Origin of the sequence: Clostridium peptidivorans (assembly GCF_900205925.1) — a bacterium.
Classification (GTDB): Bacteria; Bacillota; Clostridia; order Clostridiales; family Clostridiaceae; genus Clostridium_AK; species Clostridium_AK peptidivorans.
On record NZ_OAOD01000004.1, the window covers coordinates 212,372 to 231,547 of the forward strand.

The window sequence follows — 19,176 nt, forward strand, 5'->3', positions numbered from 1 at the left end:
TCCTAGATGTAAATCCTATACTCCTAATTCAGCATTAAAAATGCGGTAATTTTTTAGAGATTGGAGATTATAAGGCATTATTTCTTACCATAGATTTTTTCTCTTATATCCCTTAACACTTGACTAAACCTCTTAGATTTAAATTCAGGGAAGGCAGCTCTTATTCTTGAAGATCTTCTAATGGCTTTAGATATGATATATTCATGGCGAATTTTTAACTCAGCTATTAAATTCTCTGAAGCCTCTTCAATTTGACTGCTTCTTCTTAGTGCTTTTATATGAAGGTTTAAGTTTTCAAGTTTTTCTTTTATTTCTAAGTTTATATTATGTAGCTCTTTAAATAATGAATGCATATGAATTACTTCTATTAAAGTAGCTGTAAAGTCTGCTATAAAATATGCAAATAATGCAGAAAAAATCCAAGTTCCAATTGGGAAAGGAATCCATTTTATAATGAAGTCTACAGTTGGATGAACTATTTTTAATATAAAAATTGAAAGTAATCCCCAATATATTAAAAACTCTAAACAAATTCTGCCCTTTATATTATATTTTCTATTGTTATAATCCCACCAACTACTATGAAATAAGGTTTCTAAAACATATCCTGTAAAATATTCTAGGAGTGAAGTAAGTATAATAGAAAATATAAATAGTATAAATATGTTATTCATAAAGGGTTTTAGAAATGTTATTAAAAATACAGTTCCAAAGCCATAAATAGGACAAAAGGGTCCATTTAAGAACCCTCTATTTATAAAACTGCCATTTTTAATAGCGGCATATATAGTTTCTAAAACCCAACCTAAAAAAGCATATATAGTAAAGCATAAAAATAAATAATAAATATTATAGTTTATTAAATTTAGCTCATTCATGCATAGCTCCTTGTGGGATTATTTATATATATCTGAAAACTCTATATTTATTCTTTCAACTAAGTTATCAGTTAAATTGTTTTCATAAGTGTTAATTTTTTCATTTGTGAGCACTGCAGGAAGCGTGATTATAAATTCGCAACCGTTTCCAAATTTACTTTTAACATCTATCCATCCACCATGAAGCTCTACTAAAGATTTTACTAAGGAAAGACCTATGCCGCTGCCATCTTTGTTTCTTTCTAAAGTTCTATCTACTTGAGAAAATCTTTCAAATATAAGATCTAATTTATCCTCGGGAATACCAATTCCGGTATCTTTAACATACAATTTAACTTCATGTCCTAAATCTTCTAAAGTAACCATGATCGAGCCACCAGGATTAGTAAATTTTAATGCATTAGATATTAAATTTAATACTATTCTCTCGATTTTTTCAGGGTCACAGGATATTATTTTTTCTTCTACATTTGTATCAAATATAAGTTCAATGGATTTATCCTCTACATAACTAGCTATGGATAGTGTTATATTTTCAACCACATCTACAATATTATAGTTGCAGCAAGATAATTTATAATACCCAGCTTCTAGTTTAGTTATATCTATTAAATTGTTTATTATTTTAATAAGTCTAAATGAATTTTGTTTTATGCTATTATAATAAATTTCTTTTTTCTCATGATGTATTGAAAGCTGTCCATGCAAATCCATAGCTAAAAGTTGTGTAGCACTTAATATTACATTAATAGGTGTTCTAAGCTCGTGGGATATATTTGCGAAGAATTCTGTTTTCATCTTATCTATTTCTTGAAGCTTTTTAAGAAGTTTATCTTCTGCTTCTATTTTTTCAGATAGCTCCTTTAAAAGTTCTTTATCTGTTACATCTTTCATAAGTATCAAAGTCCAATTTTGATCTTTTCTCTTGGATGCGCTAAATTCTATTTCAACCTTTCTAAGGCTACCTTGATTATTTATAAATTTATGACAAAAAGAGCATAAAGGAGTAGAGTCATAAGACTCAGAGGATAAATATTTATTTACAGTTTTATTCTCAACGAAGCACTCAATATCCGGAATTTCCTTAAGAAAAGGAAAAGCCTTAAAAAGGCATGAGTTTATTACATCTCTTTCATGCAATCCTGTAATTTTACTCATAGTATTGTTCCAAACAATTATATTGAAGTGTTCGTCCACCACAGTAATGCCTACATTTGCATGTATTAGAAGTGATTCTAAAAGAGAAGCATTAAATTTATCCATCAGAAAGTGGGATGACACCACTTCTATAATATCATCATTGGAAGGCATACTTGAATTTAAATATGTTTTATTGTTAGAATTTTGTACCTTCAACATGAATAATTGACTCCCTTCATAAACCTAAATCCGCTAAATATACTTAAGTATTCTATAAAAGTGCAGAAAATCCTTCACAAAACTTATATAATATTAAAAAGCTATGTATTTTTATAAGACATTATTTGCAATGAGCTACAATAAGTGCTATATTTTTATTAGTTTCATAATATTAAATTGTGTTTATAAGTAATATTAGAGGTGAAAGTGTTGAATATATATCTTTTAAGGCATGGACAGACAGAACAAAATTTAAAGGGATTTTATTATGGTAATTTAGATGTAGATATTACAAGTAAAGGAATAAAACAAATAGAGTACATAAGTAACAAAGTTAAAAATGTAACTTTTGATAAAATATATGTAAGTAATATGAAAAGAGCACTATCTAGTGCAAGTATTATATCAAGAAATAAAGATATATCTTTTATAAGAGATAAAAGATTAAATGAAATGAATTTAGGAGTATTTGAAGGAAAGAGTTATGAAGATATACAAAGGGAATATCCTAAAGAATTTCAAAAGTGGTCAGATGATTGGAAATATTATGCACCTCCAGAGGGGGAAAGCTATGTGGATTTTTATGAAAGAGTAAAAGTATTCTTTCAAGAAATACTAAAGCTTGAGGATGAAAATGTACTCTTAGTAACTCATGGTGGGGTGATAAGATCTATACTTACTTATGTTATGGGAGAAGATTTAGATGTGTTTTGGAAATTTGGTTCAAAAAATGGTGATTTAACATTAGTAAAATATGAGTATGAAAATTTATACATAGATTCTATTATTCATGCAGATATATAAAGTTTAGGAGGAAACTAGTATGGAACAGGGAAAAATAATATTAGTTACAGGTGGAGCAAGAAGCGGAAAAAGCACATTTGCAGAAAATTTATTAAAGGATAAGGATGATGTATTGTATATTGCAACATCAGTTGTCACAGATGAAGAAATGCAGGATAGAGTGGCAAAGCATAAAGAAAGAAGGAATCCTAAGTGGGATACATTAGAGGGATATAAAAACCTTGCGGATAAAATTCAAAATTTTGATAATAAATATATGCTTTTAGATTGTGTGACAGTAATGACTACAAATACATTATTTGATAAGGAACAGGGATTACTCTCTATAGGACTTGATAATGATTTTGATTTTATATCCATGGAGGACGTGGATAAAATAACTGCACTTTTAAAGGAAGAATTTAAAAGATTAATAGAAAAATCACGAGAATTAAATAGAACTTTAGTATTAGTTACAAATGAAGTTGGCTGGAGTTTAGTTCCGGAGTATAAGCTTGGGAGAATATTTAGAGATACTGCAGGTTTTATAAACCAATACATAGGAAGTTTAAGTGATGAGGTTTATCTTATATGCTGTGGGCAGCCACTTAAGATTAAATAACAGTTAATAACTAATAAATTAATGTAGGTGATTATAATGAAGGAATACATATATGATTTGCTTTTAATGATTCAATTTTTAACAAGACTTCCTGTAAAAAGAAGTCTTCCTTGTGAAGCTAAAAATTTTAGAGATGGAGCAGCTATGCTTCCTTTAGTAGGATTATTAGTTGGAGGAATACAGTGGATAGTGTACTATGTTTGTATAAAGTTATTTCCTGTAGAGGTGACTACTGTTTTAACTTTAGCAGTAGGGGTGCTTATAATGGGATGCCTTCATCAGGATGGCTTTGGAGACATATTTGACGGATTTTTTTCATTTAAAGGAGACAAAGATAAGATAATAGAAATAATGAAGGATAGCCGTATAGGAACCTTTGCTTCCGTAGCACTTATATTTGATATTTTAGTAAGATATGCAGCACTAAATTTTATAATACTTAAAGGATGGCATTTTGTAATAATAATTGCTCCAGTTATCAGTAGATGCGCATTAGTATTTTTATTTTTAATAGGTAAAAGGGCCAAGAAAAATGGTACAGGCAATTTATTTATAGGAAATATAAGCATTTGGCATTTTGTAATAAGTTTTATTATTACTATAGCACTTTCAGTAGTGTTTATAGGGGTGAAAAGCACAAGTATAATAATTCCTGTGGCTTTTATTGTTACTTTATTATTTTTAAAACTTTCTAATAATAAAATAGGGGGAATTACTGGAGACTGCTTAGGTGCCAATAATGAATTTGTTGAACTTGCAATTTTAATAGCATTTACGGCAATTTTAAATGTATAAAATAATGGACAATATTCTAATTGAATATTGTCCATTTAAAATTATACCTAGTTAATACTTTCTTATAAGAAGCTTTTCTGAAAGCTCTTTTAAAACTTTTTTATATGGGTTTTCAGGAAGGGTATTTATTAGTTTAAAGGCCTTTTTTGTATACTTATCTGCAAGATCTATTGCTTTATCTACACCGTTATGTTTATTTACCAACATAATTATGTCATTTACATCTTCATGGGAAAAGAAATCCTTTTTAAAATAGGGCTCAAAATCTTTTTTGCTTTTTAATGCAGCATAGATAAGCGGTAACGTAAATATTCCTTGTTTTATATCATTTGCTGGAGTCTTTTTTATTGAAGCATCCGTGCCGATATAGTCTAAAGTATCATCTATAATTTGAAAGGCCATTCCAATATTATGTCCTATCTTCCAAAATTGCTTAGAAAGGGCATCGCTACAACCACTTTCTGCAGCCCCAATATATAATGATAGTGAAAAAAGTTCAGCAGTTTTACCAGAAATTCTGCTTAAATAACTTTTTATAGAAAGCTCAGTATCAAATCTTGAACTCAATTGATCTATTTCTCCTAAGCAAATTCTTGACATGGAATTGCTATCTATTTTTATATTTTGAAGAGATGACATTGACGCTAAAATTTTAAAGCAAACACAAAATAGAAAATCTCCTATATAAACTGCATAATCTTTGCCATACTTTGATTGGGTTGTTGGTTGTCCTCGTCTAAGTTTAGAATCATCTACAATATCATCATGAACCAAAGTAGCCATGTGCATCATTTCCATTACAGCAGCTAAAGATTTAGCTTTATTAGAATCATACTCACCAAAATGTGATGAAATTAGAACAAATGCTGGACGTAGCATTTTTCCACCGGAGTGAATTAAATCTTTTATGGAGTTTTCTATCTTTTTATTTTTACATTTAGTGCTTTTTTCCATAATCGAAATTACAGAAATCAATTCAGTTTTTATCTCTTCATAGTCATTCCAGATTTTATCCATATAATCAGTCCTCTACATTAAATATCAACTTATAAATAGTGAGAAGGTAGAGTGGGATTCACTCTACCTATTATTAGCTTTAATTATTTATTATATATATATTCATATTATTTTATTTTTGTTTATAAACAGGCATTTTCTTTCCAAGCCACCAATTACTAACTTTATTATTTATCCATGGAATTACCCAGTAATCTAAGCCAAAGGTTCTACCAGCTCCGCCCATTAGTGCAATAGCACCAAAGAAGTACCATAATATGTCCCAACCAGCCATTGCTGAAAGGATAAAGTTAACAACCATAAATGCTGATGCAGCACTTGCTAAGAAGGTAAATAATCCTGCAAGTAAAGCAAGTCCAACACCTACTTCAATAAGAACAACCATTCTTTGGAACCAAACAGCTATATCAGCATTTGGTATCATAAATTTCATTATTGCAGAATAAAAGCTTGGCATACTGCTTAATATTGGCTGTGGAGTAGTACCAGTGGCAGCTTCTGAAGCTCCAGAATTAGCTGCTGTGTATAACCATTCAAAAGGCATTTTTATATTGCCTGACATAATCCAGCTGTCTGAATTTGCACCATAAAGTAATGATTTAAATCCTTCTTTAGCCCAAGTATCTTCTCCAATAAATTTCTTTAAGCCTTCAAGTAACCAAATACAACCCATAAACAATCTTAGTGGAACAAGCCACAGTCTATTTGCCTTTGAGGATAAATGTCCTCTCATTATACTTCTCTTATCTTCCATGGAGAAGAATTCATGAATTAAATAATGATAACAAGCATTAATATTATTTACTCCCCATAGATAATGAAGATTAACCAAATGTTTCATTAGCATTGCAAAGAATCCAGCGAGCTTCATACCTGAAAGATTAGCAACACAATATCTTCCGCCAATTGAAACCATAAAACCATGGTATTTTCCATTGTACTTAGACATTTCTTTCTTTTCTATTGACGCTACTATATTATTAACTACTGTACCACCAGTTTGAAGTGCTGCTTCAACTATTTGAGGGTTTGCACCACAGGAATCCTCTTCATTGTAAGCAATATCCCCAACTACGAATACATTTTCTTTTCCAGCTGCTTGCAAATATTCATTTGAAACAAGTCTACCAGCACGTCCAGTTTCTAATCCATATTCTTCTGACTCTTGATTAGCTTGTATACCACAAGTCCAAATAAGAGTTTGAGTTGGAATTTCTTTTCCGTCTTTTAGTTTTATGCTGTTTGAAGTTACTTCAGTTATTGGTGAGTCCTTTAAAAGCTCAATTCCATGTTTAGCCATATACTTTTCAGCTTTATCTGCTTGTTGTCTATCAAGCATGTTTAAAATAGTGGACATTGCTTCTACAACTAAAAGCTTAACTTCTGTTTCATCAACATTGTGAACTTTAGCTAGTTTAGTCTTCCATTCAAGAAGTTCTCCAGCCATTTCAACTCCAGTAAATCCAGAACCTGCTACCACAAAAGTAAGCATTTCATGTCTTTTATTTTCATTTCTTTCTTTTGAAGCTTTTTCAAACATAGATTGAATATGGCTTCTTATTCTTAGTGCATCTTCAAATGACCAAAGTGTAAATCCATTTTCTTTTACGCCTGGCACACCAAAAAATGCAGGTTCTGAGCCAGTACCTATTACAAGATAATCATACTCATATTTACCATGTGAAGTTGTTACAAGTTTATTATCAGTATTTACATTTTCTATATAATCTGTAACAACATTAACCTTTGTTCTACTAAAAATTTTACTCAGTTCAATTTGAACTGATTCCGGATGAACTCTTCCTCCTGCTACTTCATGAAGTTCTGTCATTAAAGTATGAAAGGGATTTTTATCAATTAATGTTATTTCTACAGAACTATCTTTCTTATATTTCTTTGCTAGTTTTTTTGCCACATGTACGCCACTGTATCCAGCACCTAAAATTAGTATCTTTGTGTTATTCGACATTTAACCACCTCTTCTTATATATTTAAAGTTAATAACCCTCATAAGTAAATTTTATATCCAAATTAACAATATGTCTACATTTTTAATGACATATACATGATACAATAGCATGTTATGAAATAGCAACAGTAAATATATGTTCATATGTGAATTTATCAATATATAAATTGACTTTGATTAGGTAACGTAAATACAAATAATGTAATATTGAAAATTTTACTAGAAAAAATTCGTATATTTGTGTATAATTTCATTGTAAAGGTTTTAAAGGAAGTTTGTTATATAACAAACTTCACGAAATTGATTCATAATTATTAAGGGGGAAAAATTGAATGAAAAAAAGATGGTTATCAGGAATACTTGCTTTAAGTATCGTATGTACAAGTTTATTTGTAGGATGTCAAAAGAGAGAGGAAGCAAAACCTGCTTCAACAAATGAAACAACTAAATCTGCTTTAAAGGATGGAAAATATAAGGCAGAAGCTTCAGACTTTGATGAAAGAGGATGGAAGCCATTTGTTGAAGTGGAAGTAAAGGACGGAAAAATTTCTGTAGCTAAATTTGACTATGCTAATAAAGATGGAAAGTTAAAGAGCGAAGATGTAGAATATAACAAGAATATGGAAGCTAAGGTTAAAACAGGCCCAGCTAAATATACTAAGGAATTAGCTGCTGCATTAATTGAAAAGCAAGATCCAGCAAAAGTTGACACTATAGCTGGTGCAACTCACTCCGTAGATAACTTTAAGAAGCTTTCTACAGGATTACTTGAAAATGCAAAGAAGGGTGATACTTCAGTATTAAAGGTTACTTTTGAGACTGAAGAAAAAGCAGCTGCTTTAAAGGATGGAAAATATAAGGCAGAAGCTTCAGATTTTGATGACAAAGGATGGAAGCCATTTGTAGAAATGGAAGTAAAAGATGGCAAAATTTCTGCAGCTAAATTTGATTATACTAATAAAGAAGGAAAACTAAAGAGTGAAGATGCAGAATATAACAAGAATATGGAAGCTAAAGTTAAAACTGGTCCAGCTAAGTATACTAAAGAGTTAGCTGCTGCATTAGTTGAAAAGCAAGATCCTGCTAAAGTTGACACTGTCGCCGGTGCAACTCACTCCGTAGAAAACTTTAAGAAGCTTTCTACAGAATTACTTGAAAATGCAAAAAAAGGTGATACTGCAGTATTAAAAGTTAATTTTGCTAAATAATAAGCTATATGAGATAATTATATATAAAGACCTTAGGTTAATAAGCCTAAGGTCTTTTGTTTAGATAATACATAAGGAGGATATTCTAAAATGCTTAATATGAAAAAATTATATTTCATATTGATAGTAATTACAGTCACCATTACGGCCGCAGCGTGTAGTAGCAATAACTCTAGTAAGTACAGTTCACCTATAAGCAAAACTGATTTTTTCATGGGTACAGTAGTGAAAATTTCATTATATGATAAAAAAGATGAAAATATAATTAGCAAGGCATTTGATAGGATAAAGGAAATTGAAAATGAAGTAAGTATAAATAAAGAAGGTACAGAACTTGACAAATTAAACAGTTTTGCTGGAAAAGAACCTCTAAAAGTCAAGGATGATACATACATGATGATAAAAAAGGGGCTGGAATACTCTAAGTTGTCACAAGGAAGTTTTGACATAACTATAGGGCCAATTGTAAAGCTTTGGAGTATTGGGCTTCCAGAAGCTAAGGTTCCAACTGAATTAGAAATAAGTGATAAACTGAAACTTGTAGAATATAAAGATGTTAAAATAAATGAGGATAAATCTATTTTTTTAAAAAGACCAGGGATGATTATTGATCTAGGTGGTATTGCCAAGGGGTATACTGCAGATGCAGTTGTAGATGTACTTAAACAAAATGGGGTAAAAAGCGCGGTTATAGATCTTGGTGGGAATGTATTTGCAATGGGGAGCAAGACGGATGGACAGCCGTGGAAAATAGGTATTCAAAATCCATTTGAATTAAGAGGAAAAATTATTGGAACTATTGAAGTGCAAAATAAGTCTATTGTTACATCCGGTATTTATGAAAGATTTATAGAAAAGGATGGGAAAAGGTATCATCATATTTTGAGTCCTTTTAATGGGTATCCATATAATAATGAAATTGCAGGAGTAACTATAGTAAGTGATAAATCAATAGATGGAGATGCACTTTCCACTACGGTATTTTCAAAAGGATTAAATGGCGGAATGAAGTTTGTTAAGAAAACTAAAGGAATAGAAGCTATTTTTGTAACTAAAAACAAAGAGGTATATATAACTGATGGATTAAAGAATAACTTTAAACTTACAAATACTGAATTTAAGATGATGAACTAGCTAGGAGGAAGAGAAATGTCACTAAGCGGGTTTTTAAAATTTGTTGAAATTCAAACAAAGGTTGCAAGTGTTATACCATTTATACTTGGAACACTTTATTCATTATATAGATATGAAACTTTTAACTTTCAAAATTTTATAACTATGTTTATATCATTAATAACATTTGATATGGCTACCACAGCCATTAATAATTACTGTGATTATAGAAAGGCAAATGTGGATTATGAAGTTGAAAATCCAATTATATCACATGGAATAGGTAATACTACTGCTGTGTTTATAATATTTGCTTTAGTTATAATTGCAGTTGCATTTGGAATAAAGCTTACACTTAATACAAATATAGTTGTTCTTTTAATAGGGCTTATTTCTTTTGCAGCAGGTATTTTATATACCTTTGGACCTATTCCAATTTCCCGTATGCCTCTAGGAGAAGTTTTTTCAGGAATATTTATGGGATTGATAATTACATTTTTGGCTATATATATTCATATATATGATGAGAATATTCTTACATTAGCATATCAAAATAGTATATTAAAAATTAACATAAATATATTTGAAGTGTTTTATATATTCTTAGTTTCTATACCAGCTATAGGTGGTATTGCTAATATAATGCTTGCCAATAATATTTGTGATGTTGAAACGGATATTATAAATAAGAGGTTTACATTGCCATATTACATAGGTAGGAAAAGTGCATTAAACTTATTTAAGTTCTTATATTATATTGGATATGTAGATATAGCAGTATTAGTGATATTGGGAATTTTGCCTATAACTTCTCTATTAGTGTTAGCTACTTTACTTCCAGTAAACAAAAATATAAAATTATTTTGTGAAAATCCATCTAAAAGTAAGACATTTGTTTTAGCAGTTAAAAATTTTGTAATAATCAATGTAGCTAATGCTTTATTAATAGGGATAATGGTAGCAATTAAGTATCTATAATTAATAAATTAAACGTTTTTATTACTTGACATATTGTATTTAAAGTAGTAAGATTATATCGTAAATTGAATATTATGTATTCAGGTGCCTATTTAAAAGTAGGTGAAAAGGGAATGCGGTTAAATTCCGCGGCAGCCCCCGCTACTGTAAATGATGACGAGCCTTTTATATCCACTCTGTAAAGGGGAAGGAAAAGGTAAGGGTGATTCATAAGCCAGGAAACCTGCCTGTGATACTTTTTAAGAGCTTTCGGCGGGAAAGATCACAAATGTATTTGATAAAATCCGGCTTTGTCCGGTTTTTTTATTTGTTGATAACAGTAGGCGAAAGTCTACTGTTTTTTACTATTTATAAGGACTCCTAGAAATTTAAAATAAATCTCCTATCAAACTATCAATGGTTAGTTTTGTCCATAAAGCTAACCATTGATAATTTAAAATTAATAATTGAAATTTTAACATATATAATAGATAATATATAGTGGATAATGGAAAGGAAGTGCTTTTATGCCAAAGATAATGTTACAGGGGACAGGCTCTACTGTTGGAAAAAGTATATTAGTAACAGCATTGTGTAGAATATTTAAACAAGATGGATATAGTGTATGTCCATACAAATCACAAAATATGGCGTTAAATTCATATATAACTCATGATGGTAAGGAAATGGGAAGAGCTCAGGTGCTTCAGGCCTATGCAGCAGGGTTAGAACCAGAAGTATACATGAATCCTATACTTTTGAAACCATCCAGTGATAAAAAGTGTCAAATCGTATTCAATGGTAAAGTTTATGGAAATAGCACTGCTATGGAATACCATAATATGAAACTTCAGTTTGCAGAAAAGCTAAAGGAGCAATTTGAAGAAATAGAAAAGAATTTTGACATAATAGTAATTGAAGGGGCAGGAAGCCCAGCTGAAATAAATTTAAGAGAAAGAGACATAGTAAACATGGGTCTTGCAGAAATGGTAGATGCACCAGTGCTTCTTGTAGGAGATATAGACAAGGGTGGCGTATTTGCATCACTGGCAGGAACACTTCTTTTATTAAGTGATGATGAGAAAAATAGAGTAAAGGGAACTATAATAAATAAGTTCCGCGGAGACATAGACATATTAAAGCCAGGCATTACAATGCTTGAAGATATAATACATAAACCTTGTATTGGAACTGTTCCATACTTTACATTAGATTTAGAAGATGAAGATGGTGCAACAACATTTAACAAGGAAAAAACTAATGACATAGACATAGCAATTATAAAACTTCCTCATATTTCAAACTTTACAGATTTTGATGCATTAAAGCTTGAGGAAGATGTTTCAGTAAGATACATAACTTCCAAAGAAGAGTTTGGAAATCCAGATCTTTTAATAATTCCAGGTACAAAGAACACTATAGAAGATTTACTTAAGTTAAGGGAAAGTGGACTTGAGGATATTATAAAAAACTATTCTAAACAGGGAATGGTTATGGGTATCTGTGGAGGATATCAAATGCTTGGAAACATGTTAAAAGACCCTTATGGAGTGGAATCTAATTGTGAGGAAACAAAGGGTATGGGACTTTTAGACGTAGATACAGTATTTGAAAATGAAAAGGTTACTACAAGGGTTAAGGCTAAAGGACATGAGTGCGATATATACGGATATGAAATTCACATGGGTATTTGTACTTATGGAGAAAATGCAAAACCAATGTTTAACATATATGATTGCAATGGAGAAGCTCAGGAAAGATTAGATGGAGCAGTAAATAAAGAAGAAAATATATTTGGAACTTATATACATGGTGTATTTGATGGAGTAGAATTTAGAGAAAAACTTATAAATAAATTAAGAACTAAAAAAGGAATAGAACTTAAAAAATCTAAGGACTATGAAAATATAAGAGAAAAGAACTTGGACATGCTTGCAGATATAGTAAGAAGAAGTCTTGATATGGATAAGATATATGAAATAATGGCACTTAAGAAGTAGGAGTTTTAAATGATACATTTAATAGATTTAACTTTAGCAGTAATAATTGACTGGATAATAGGAGACCCATATTGGTTTCCTCATCCAGTTATATACATAGGAAAACTTATAAGAGCTTTAGAAAATAAGGGTAGAAAAATATGCAAAAGCAATAAGTCATTAAAAGCTTTTGGAGGACTTATAGTTTTAAGTGTAGCTTTTGTAAGTTTTATAATTCCATTTTTGATACTTTACATAGTGAGAGATAATTTTTGGATTTATCATATATTGAATACATTTATATTATGGACTACACTTGCTTGTAAGTCCTTAGGTACTGAGGCAAAAAAGGTATATGATTCATTGAAAATGGGCGACATAAAGGATGCAAGATTAAAGCTTTCCTACATAGTTGGTAGAGATACAAATGAGCTGAGTGAAGAAGAAATAATCAGAGCAGATGTGGAAACGGTAGCGGAAAATGCCTCTGATGGAATAATTGCTCCTCTTTTTTATGCCATGATAGGGGGAGCACCATTAGCTATGATGTATAAGGGAATAAACACTATGGATTCAATGCTTGGATATATGAATGAAAAGTTTTTACATATAGGATTTTTCCCAGCTAAGGTAGATGATTTATTTAACTTAATACCTGCAAGAATCTCAGGAATGCTAATGTGTCTTGTAGCTCCAGTGGTTAATGGAAGTATAGTAAAAAGCTTTAAAATAATGATTAGAGATAGAAAAAACCATAAAAGTCCTAATTGTGCCTATCCTGAAGCGGCTACAGCAGGAGCTTTGAAAATACAAATTGGGGGAACTAACAGATATTTTGGAGAGATAGTAAATAAGCCTACTATTGGAGATAAGATAAATAAGTTAAATTATACTCATATATTTGGAAGCATAAAGCTTATGTATGCATCAGAAATTTTAATGATTTTATTATATGCACTTATAATGCTTAATTTGAGGTGATGGTATGCAGCATGGTGGAGATATATATACGGAAGGGCTTCTTAAAGGAAGGGAGCTTATAGATTTTAGCTCTAACATAAATCCTTTAGGAATACCAGAAAGTTTTACAAATCATATTGATGAAGCAGTGAAAAATTTAAATAGATACCCAGATGCTAAGTATAGAGAACTTAAATATAACTTAAAACAATATATAAATAAAAGTTTCACTCTTTTTAGTGATGGAAAAGAGCAGGAGTTTATAAAAGAAGAACATATTATAGTAGGAAATGGAGCAGCAGAAGTAATTGATGCTGTAATAAGCACTTTTAAAAGTATATTAATTACGGCTCCAGCCTTTGGCGAATACGAAGAAGATGCTTTAAAATGGTGCCTTAACATAAGATATTCTAAGCTTACAGAAAATATGGAATATGACTATGAAGATATAATGATAAAACTTCATAAGGTAGATGCCTTAATAATAGGAAATCCAAATAACCCTAATGGTTCTATAATAAATAGGGAAAAGTTAAAAAAAATACTTCATTTTTCAGAGGAAAATGGGAAAAAAGTAATTATAGATGAAGCTTTTATAGAATTTGTAGGAGATATAAATCAGAGTTTTGTAGATGAAATTAAGAACTATAAATGTTTATTTATAGTAAGAGCCTTAACTAAGTTTTATGCAATGCCAGGAATAAGATTGGGTTTTGGATTATGCAGTGATATCCAATTTATAGAAGAAATAAAAGCAAGGCAAAATCCATGGAATATAAATTCCTTTGCAGAAGTAGCCGCAAAGTATGTACTTAAAGACAAAGAGTATATACAAATGTCTCTAAACTGGATAAGGGAAGAAAGAGATTACTTGACTAAAGAATTAAAATCTATTCCTTTTATAGATAAGGTTTATGAAACTCATGGTAATTTTATATTATGCAAGTTAAAAAATATAAGTTGCTATAGATTTTATGATATGTGCATGGAGAAAGATATAGTTATAAGAAAATGTGATAATTATAAGGGTCTTGGAAAAGAATATGTAAGATTTGCAGTAAAGGATAGAAACACCAATTATCTGCTCATAGAGGCTATTAAAAATCTAAATATAAATGAGGTGTATTAAAATGAAATTTATCAAAAATAACTTTAAAACTATGTTATTTTTATTATTTGGTATAATATTTTCAATTACCCCAAGTGCACATGCTATGCATATAGCAGAGGGATTTTTGCCTCCAGTTTGGGCAGGAATTTATTTTGTACTTTCAATACCTTTTATAGTTATTGGACTTAAGCACATAAGAAAACAAACTCAAAAAAACGGAGATTTAAAAATGCTTTTAGGTCTCGTTGCAGCCTATGCTTTTATACTTTCCGCTATGAAAATTCCATCTGTTACAGGAAGCTGCTCTCATCCAACAGGGACAGGTCTTTCAGCTATAATATTTGGACCATTTATATCATCAGTAGTAGGACTTGTAGTACTTGTTTTTCAAGCACTTTTCCTAGCTCATGGAGGAATTACTACATTAGGCGCTAATACATTTTCAATGGGAATTGTAGGACCGATAGTTGCTTATAGCTTATATACTATATTAAAAAATAAAAATAAGAAGGTAGCAGTTTTTACTGCAGCATGTTTTGGAGATTTAGCAACTTATTTAGTAACTTCAATACAACTTGCATTAGCTTTCCCATCACCAACAGAAGGATTAATGCACTCCTTTATAAAATTTGTATCTATATTTTCAATAACTCAAATACCTTTAGCTATAATAGAAGGAATTATTACAGTTATATTATTTGAATTTATTGCTAAATATTCTTCTAAGGAATTAGAAATATTAGGAGGCGCAAGATAATGAAAAAAAGAACTATTGGGTTAATTACATTATGTATTGCAATAATGGGATTATCACTTATTATAGGAACAGCTAACGGAGGAGAATTTGGGGGAGCGGATGGACAAATAGAGGAAGTTATAGATGAAGTAAGCCCAGGCTACACTCCATGGTTTAAAAGTGTATGGACACCACCTTCTAGTGAAATAGAAAGTCTTTTATTTGCAGCACAAGCATCCTTAGGAGCGGGATTTATCGGATATTACATAGGAAAGAAGAAAAATGCTAAAGCTTATAATGGCTCTTGCCAGAAGGAGTAAACTTGCATATATACATCCTTTAGAAAAGGCATGTCTTGCACTAGTTCCTATTATAATAATGGGATTCGTTAAAAGTCCAATTATTATAATTATAAATATTTTTATATTTATAATATTACATATAAAAACTAAGAATAATTTGCAAATAGTAAGGAAATTTTCTTTAGAAATTGCTTTGTTTTCTGCATTTTCATCAATTACATTTATATTTGATTATGGATGGAATTTTATATTAGTAATAATTTTAAGAAGTATTTCTGCAGGATTATGTCTTTCATTTTTTTCATTAACAACTCCTATAGATCAAGTGTTTTATGTTTTATCTAAAAGAAAAAGCTTAAGGGATATATGCGATATAGCTAAATCCATGGAAAGATTTCTTATAGTAATAAGTGAAGAGTATAGTATAATGTATAATTCTATGAAATCTAGGGGAGGGTTTGATAGCTTTAGTTTAAAAATAAAAAGTACGGGTAAACTGGCAGCACTTTTATTTGTAAACACTATGGAAAGATGGAAAAGTATAAAGGAAGGAATATATAGTAGGGGATATAGAGGGTATATGCCTTATATTCATAGGGAATTTGACCTTTCAATAAGTAGGTTTATGTTTGTGATAATGTACAACCTAGTTTTAATAGCATTAATATTTTATTTTAAATAATTTATGGAGATGGTAGCTTAAATGTTAGGAGTCATAGGTTTAAAATCCGATGTGAAATTGGAGATAAGAGAAAAGCTTTCTATAATACCAAAGCACTATGGAAAAGCCTTAGAAGGTTTAATGGAAGTTTGCGAAGAAGTGCTAATACTCAGTACTTGCAATAGAACGGAAATATATTATAATTCAAATAAAAATTATGAAGAAGTGATTTTTAAGATATTCGAAAAGCTTAATTGGCATGAAGACTATTTTAAGTACATATTTCACTATGAAGAAGAAAATGCAATAAATCATATAATGCAAGTTGTATGTGGATTTGATTCTTTAATACTTGGAGAAGATCAAATACTTGCACAAGTTAAAGAATCTTATAAAATTTCATTAGAACATAAAAGCATAAAAAAAGATCTTCAAAAGCTTTTTCAAATGGCAATTACTTGTGGTAAGGAATTTAGGTGTAAAACTGAACTTTATAAAGTTCCTGTATCATCAGCATCCATTTCTGTAAATGAAGCGAGAAAGCAAGGTGCTAAAAGCTTTATGGTTTTAGGATATGGGGAAGTAGGAAGTTTAGCCTCTAAATATATTATGTCAGGAAGCTTTGAAAAATTATACATTGCAGTAAGAAATACTTCAGTTGTAAGTGTAGATGATCCAAGAGTACAAGTAATAAACTTTAATGAAAGAGGAAATTATTACAAATATGTAGATGCCATAATAAGCTGCACTTCTGCACCACATACAGTTATACATAGTTCGGAATTACCACGAAAGGCTTTTATTATATATGATTTAGCTGTGCCAAGAGATGTGGATAAAGAAGTAAATTACATGGAAAATGTAAAGCTTTATGATATAGATAAAATAAGTTCCATGAATGATGAGAATTGCAAAAAAAGAGAAGATATAATGAAATCCAATATGAATATAATCCATAAATATAAACAGGAATTTTATGAGTGGAGAAGCATTAAGGAAGTTTCAGGAGACATTTTAAATCTTAAAGTTCACGGTGAAAAAGTATATAAAAGTAGGCTTGAAACTTTTAAAAATAAAAAGGATACAAAAGATAATGAAAAATTAGCAGAAGTCCTTTTAAAAAGTACTTCAGATGCTTACATAAACAGAGCTATTGAAGTTTTGAAAGAAGAGAAGCTGAAAGGCAGGTATGAGGAATGCTTGAAGCTAATAGAGAAGATATTTTATCAGGCGGAATAAATGATATGTTTTTATCCATTGTTTCTTCTAAGATGAATGTTTTAATAGTAGGTGGAGGAAGAGCAGGATTTATAAAAGCTAAAACTCTTACAAAAAGAGGATGTAATGTTACAGTGGTATCTACAGAAATATCCTCTGATTTTAAAATGTTAGAAGAATACAATAATATAAAGTTTATAAGAGATGTTTATAAAAAAATATATATAAAGGATAAACATTTAATAGTTATAGCAGTTCCAGAAGAAGTTGCAATAGAAGTGAAGAAACATTGTGAAGAAGAGTTTAAATTATATATAGCTAGCTATAGCTTTAGGGAAGGAACAGCAGTGCTTCCCTATCAAAGAAGTACTAAAAATATGAGTTTTGCTTTAAAATCCATGAATGCTAGCCCAAAAACCACTAGATTCATTGGACAAAAACTTGAAAAAACCTTAAAGGAATATGATGACTTCATGGAATATTCCTGTACTTTACGAAAAAAATTAAAAAGTTGTGAAAAGAGAGAAGAAATACTAAGTTTTATAGCGAGTGATGACTTTTATTTCTTTTACACTAAAAATAATCAGGATTTAATACTTAAAATGTTTTTTGGAGATGATTTTAATGAATATAATAGTAGCTACTAGAAAGAGTGCTTTAGCACAAACTCAAACAAATTTAGTTATAAATGAGATAGAAAAAAAGCATAACGTAAAATGTGAAAAGCTTTTAATAGAAACTACAGGAGATAAGATACTTGATAGAACTTTAGATAAAATAGGTGGTAAGGGGCTCTTTATAAAGGAAATTGAAATGGCACTTTTAGAAGATAGGGCTCACATTGCAGTGCATAGTATGAAGGATATGCCTTATGAACTTCCTTTAGATTTTGTAATTGGAGCGGTTCCTAAAAGGGAAGATGTACGGGATGTTTTAGTATCAAGGGATAATATGAAGTTTAAAGATTTGCCTAAAGGAGCAAAGATAGGAACAAGCAGCCGTAGAAGAGCTTCAGAGCTTAAGCTTTTAAGGTCAGATTTAGAAATAGTTCCTATAAGAGGAAATGTGCAAACTAGAATAGATAAAATAGAAAAGTTAGGACTTCATGGAACCATACTTGCAGCAGCAGGGCTTAAAAGACTTCAAATGGAACATGTTATAGCAGAATATTTTAATCCACAGGATTTAGTTCCAGCAGTAGGACAGGGAGCTTTAGGAATAGAAATAAAAAGTGGAAGTCCTTATATAAAATACATAGAAACCATGGACGATAAGTTTACAAGAATATGCGTAGAAGCTGAAAGAAGTTTTATGAGAGAGCTAAAGGGAGATTGTCATTCTACTATTGGTGCTTACGCAGAAATTTCTGGAAGTGACATGAACATAGTTGGAATATTTGAAGTTAACGGTAAAGTTGTGAAAAAAGATATAACAGGAAACGTAGAAGATTATATAAATTTAGGTAAAAAATTAGCTGAAAAAATAATGGAATAGCTTAAGGAGGAAAT

19 protein-coding genes and 1 riboswitch are annotated in these 19,176 nt (G+C 30.3%); of the genes, 15 read left to right on the plus strand and 4 right to left on the minus strand.

Features of this window, described 5'->3' with window-relative positions; genetic code table 11:
• Window positions 1–77: 77 nt before the first annotated feature.
• Both CRN98_RS05575 and CRN98_RS05580 read right to left on the minus strand, forming a co-directional pair.
• A complete protein-coding gene (locus tag CRN98_RS05575) occupies window positions 78–878 on the minus strand; it encodes a putative ABC transporter permease (RefSeq protein WP_097026429.1) in 801 nt (266 codons plus the stop codon).
• 18 nt (window positions 879–896) lie between these two features.
• Complete coding sequence (locus CRN98_RS05580; RefSeq protein ID WP_097026430.1) at window positions 897–2,237, minus strand: sensor histidine kinase; 1,341 nt, start codon at window positions 2,235–2,237, stop codon at window positions 897–899.
• Window positions 2,238–2,447: 210 nt separating this feature from the next.
• Between CRN98_RS05580 and cobC the strand changes: the two genes are divergently transcribed.
• Genes cobC through cobS form a run of 3 tightly spaced genes read left to right on the plus strand, consistent with a single transcriptional unit; the run spans window position 2,448 to window position 4,437 of the window.
• Window positions 2,448–3,041 carry an alpha-ribazole phosphatase gene (cobC, locus tag CRN98_RS05585; RefSeq protein ID WP_097026431.1) on the plus strand — a complete coding sequence of 198 codons (594 nt, stop codon included), beginning with the start codon at window positions 2,448–2,450 and terminating at the stop codon, window positions 3,039–3,041.
• Between the two features lie 19 nt (window positions 3,042–3,060).
• Window positions 3,061–3,642 carry a bifunctional adenosylcobinamide kinase/adenosylcobinamide-phosphate guanylyltransferase gene (cobU, locus tag CRN98_RS05590; RefSeq protein WP_097026432.1) on the plus strand — a complete coding sequence of 194 codons (582 nt, stop codon included), beginning with the start codon at window positions 3,061–3,063 and terminating at the stop codon, window positions 3,640–3,642.
• A gap of 36 nt (window positions 3,643–3,678) precedes the next feature.
• Window positions 3,679–4,437, plus strand: a complete 759-nt coding sequence (gene cobS / locus CRN98_RS05595) for an adenosylcobinamide-GDP ribazoletransferase (RefSeq protein ID WP_097026433.1) — start codon at window positions 3,679–3,681, stop codon at window positions 4,435–4,437.
• 51 nt (window positions 4,438–4,488) lie between these two features.
• Here cobS and CRN98_RS05600 read toward each other — a convergent pair whose 3' ends face one another.
• Both CRN98_RS05600 and CRN98_RS05605 read right to left on the minus strand, forming a co-directional pair.
• Window positions 4,489–5,454, minus strand: a complete 966-nt coding sequence (locus CRN98_RS05600; protein WP_097026434.1) for a polyprenyl synthetase family protein — start codon at window positions 5,452–5,454, stop codon at window positions 4,489–4,491.
• Window positions 5,455–5,566: 112 nt separating this feature from the next.
• Window positions 5,567–7,423, minus strand: a complete 1,857-nt coding sequence (locus tag CRN98_RS05605) for an FAD-dependent oxidoreductase (protein WP_097026435.1) — start codon at window positions 7,421–7,423, stop codon at window positions 5,567–5,569.
• 332 nt (window positions 7,424–7,755) lie between these two features.
• On the opposite strand from CRN98_RS05605, the gene CRN98_RS05610 reads away from it, so the two are divergent.
• The 12 genes from CRN98_RS05610 to hemC all read left to right on the plus strand — a co-directional run bounded on the left by CRN98_RS05610 (window position 7,756) and on the right by hemC (window position 19,162).
• Complete coding sequence (locus CRN98_RS05610; RefSeq protein ID WP_097026436.1) at window positions 7,756–8,631, plus strand: FMN-binding protein; 876 nt, start codon at window positions 7,756–7,758, stop codon at window positions 8,629–8,631.
• 99 nt (window positions 8,632–8,730) lie between these two features.
• On the plus strand, window positions 8,731–9,765 hold the full coding sequence (locus tag CRN98_RS05615; RefSeq protein WP_097026478.1) for an FAD:protein FMN transferase: 1,035 nt from the start codon (window positions 8,731–8,733) through the stop codon (window positions 9,763–9,765).
• A gap of 15 nt (window positions 9,766–9,780) precedes the next feature.
• Window positions 9,781–10,722: a 1,4-dihydroxy-2-naphthoate polyprenyltransferase gene (menA, locus tag CRN98_RS05620; RefSeq protein ID WP_097026437.1), complete on the plus strand. Its 942-nt coding sequence runs from the start codon at window positions 9,781–9,783 to the stop codon at window positions 10,720–10,722.
• 66 nt (window positions 10,723–10,788) lie between these two features.
• Window positions 10,789–10,967: riboswitch (cobalamin riboswitch) on the plus strand.
• A 261-nt stretch (window positions 10,968–11,228) separates the two neighbouring features.
• Window positions 11,229–12,701, plus strand: coding sequence for a cobyric acid synthase (locus CRN98_RS05625; protein ID WP_097026438.1), 1,473 nt, complete (start codon window positions 11,229–11,231; stop codon window positions 12,699–12,701).
• Window positions 12,702–12,710: 9 nt separating this feature from the next.
• Window positions 12,711–13,661 (plus strand): adenosylcobinamide-phosphate synthase CbiB, encoded by a 951-nt coding sequence (gene cbiB / locus CRN98_RS05630; RefSeq protein WP_097026439.1) that lies wholly within the window; start codon window positions 12,711–12,713, stop codon window positions 13,659–13,661.
• Window positions 13,662–13,665: 4 nt separating this feature from the next.
• Entirely contained in the window at window positions 13,666–14,769 is a 1,104-nt protein-coding gene (locus CRN98_RS05635; RefSeq protein ID WP_097026440.1) for a pyridoxal phosphate-dependent aminotransferase, read from the plus strand.
• A gap of 1 nt (window position 14,770) precedes the next feature.
• Complete coding sequence (locus CRN98_RS05640) at window positions 14,771–15,508, plus strand: energy-coupling factor ABC transporter permease (RefSeq protein WP_097026441.1); 738 nt, start codon at window positions 14,771–14,773, stop codon at window positions 15,506–15,508.
• Entirely contained in the window at window positions 15,508–15,807 is a 300-nt protein-coding gene (locus tag CRN98_RS05645; protein WP_097026442.1) for an energy-coupling factor ABC transporter substrate-binding protein, read from the plus strand. The genes CRN98_RS05640 and CRN98_RS05645 overlap by 1 nt, the downstream gene beginning before the upstream one ends.
• Complete coding sequence (cbiQ, locus tag CRN98_RS05650; RefSeq protein WP_097026443.1) at window positions 15,770–16,471, plus strand: cobalt ECF transporter T component CbiQ; 702 nt, start codon at window positions 15,770–15,772, stop codon at window positions 16,469–16,471. The genes CRN98_RS05645 and cbiQ overlap by 38 nt, the downstream gene beginning before the upstream one ends.
• Before the next feature lie 21 nt (window positions 16,472–16,492).
• Window positions 16,493–17,689, plus strand: a complete 1,197-nt coding sequence (gene hemA / locus CRN98_RS05655; RefSeq protein WP_097026444.1) for a glutamyl-tRNA reductase — start codon at window positions 16,493–16,495, stop codon at window positions 17,687–17,689.
• Window positions 17,647–18,315 carry an NAD(P)-dependent oxidoreductase gene (locus tag CRN98_RS05660; protein WP_097026445.1) on the plus strand — a complete coding sequence of 223 codons (669 nt, stop codon included), beginning with the start codon at window positions 17,647–17,649 and terminating at the stop codon, window positions 18,313–18,315. Before hemA ends, CRN98_RS05660 begins: the two co-directional genes overlap by 43 nt.
• On the plus strand, window positions 18,293–19,162 hold the full coding sequence (gene hemC, locus CRN98_RS05665; protein WP_097026446.1) for a hydroxymethylbilane synthase: 870 nt from the start codon (window positions 18,293–18,295) through the stop codon (window positions 19,160–19,162). Before CRN98_RS05660 ends, hemC begins: the two co-directional genes overlap by 23 nt.
• Window positions 19,163–19,176 lie beyond the last annotated feature (14 nt).

Excerpts from the sequence above, each read along its gene's own strand:
- CRN98_RS05575 (WP_097026429.1), bottom strand. The coding sequence starts at position 878 with ATGAATGAGCTAAATTTAATAAACTATAATATTTATTATTTATTTTTA.
- CRN98_RS05580 (WP_097026430.1), bottom strand. The coding sequence starts at position 2,237 with ATGTTGAAGGTACAAAATTCTAACAATAAAACATATTTAAATTCAAGT.
- cobU (WP_097026432.1), top strand. The coding sequence starts at position 3,061 with ATGGAACAGGGAAAAATAATATTAGTTACAGGTGGAGCAAGAAGCGGA.
- cobS (WP_097026433.1), top strand. The coding sequence starts at position 3,679 with ATGAAGGAATACATATATGATTTGCTTTTAATGATTCAATTTTTAACA.
- CRN98_RS05600 (WP_097026434.1), bottom strand. The coding sequence starts at position 5,454 with ATGGATAAAATCTGGAATGACTATGAAGAGATAAAAACTGAATTGATT.
- CRN98_RS05605 (WP_097026435.1), bottom strand. The coding sequence starts at position 7,423 with ATGTCGAATAACACAAAGATACTAATTTTAGGTGCTGGATACAGTGGC.
- CRN98_RS05610 (WP_097026436.1), top strand. The coding sequence starts at position 7,756 with ATGAAAAAAAGATGGTTATCAGGAATACTTGCTTTAAGTATCGTATGT.
- CRN98_RS05615 (WP_097026478.1), top strand. The coding sequence starts at position 8,731 with ATGAAAAAATTATATTTCATATTGATAGTAATTACAGTCACCATTACG.
- menA (WP_097026437.1), top strand. The coding sequence starts at position 9,781 with ATGTCACTAAGCGGGTTTTTAAAATTTGTTGAAATTCAAACAAAGGTT.
- CRN98_RS05625 (WP_097026438.1), top strand. The coding sequence starts at position 11,229 with ATGCCAAAGATAATGTTACAGGGGACAGGCTCTACTGTTGGAAAAAGT.
- cbiB (WP_097026439.1), top strand. The coding sequence starts at position 12,711 with ATGATACATTTAATAGATTTAACTTTAGCAGTAATAATTGACTGGATA.
- CRN98_RS05635 (WP_097026440.1), top strand. The coding sequence starts at position 13,666 with ATGCAGCATGGTGGAGATATATATACGGAAGGGCTTCTTAAAGGAAGG.
- CRN98_RS05640 (WP_097026441.1), top strand. The coding sequence starts at position 14,771 with ATGAAATTTATCAAAAATAACTTTAAAACTATGTTATTTTTATTATTT.
- CRN98_RS05645 (WP_097026442.1), top strand. The coding sequence starts at position 15,508 with ATGAAAAAAAGAACTATTGGGTTAATTACATTATGTATTGCAATAATG.
- cbiQ (WP_097026443.1), top strand. The coding sequence starts at position 15,770 with ATGCTAAAGCTTATAATGGCTCTTGCCAGAAGGAGTAAACTTGCATAT.
- hemA (WP_097026444.1), top strand. The coding sequence starts at position 16,493 with ATGTTAGGAGTCATAGGTTTAAAATCCGATGTGAAATTGGAGATAAGA.
- CRN98_RS05660 (WP_097026445.1), top strand. The coding sequence starts at position 17,647 with ATGCTTGAAGCTAATAGAGAAGATATTTTATCAGGCGGAATAAATGAT.
- hemC (WP_097026446.1), top strand. The coding sequence starts at position 18,293 with ATGAATATAATAGTAGCTACTAGAAAGAGTGCTTTAGCACAAACTCAA.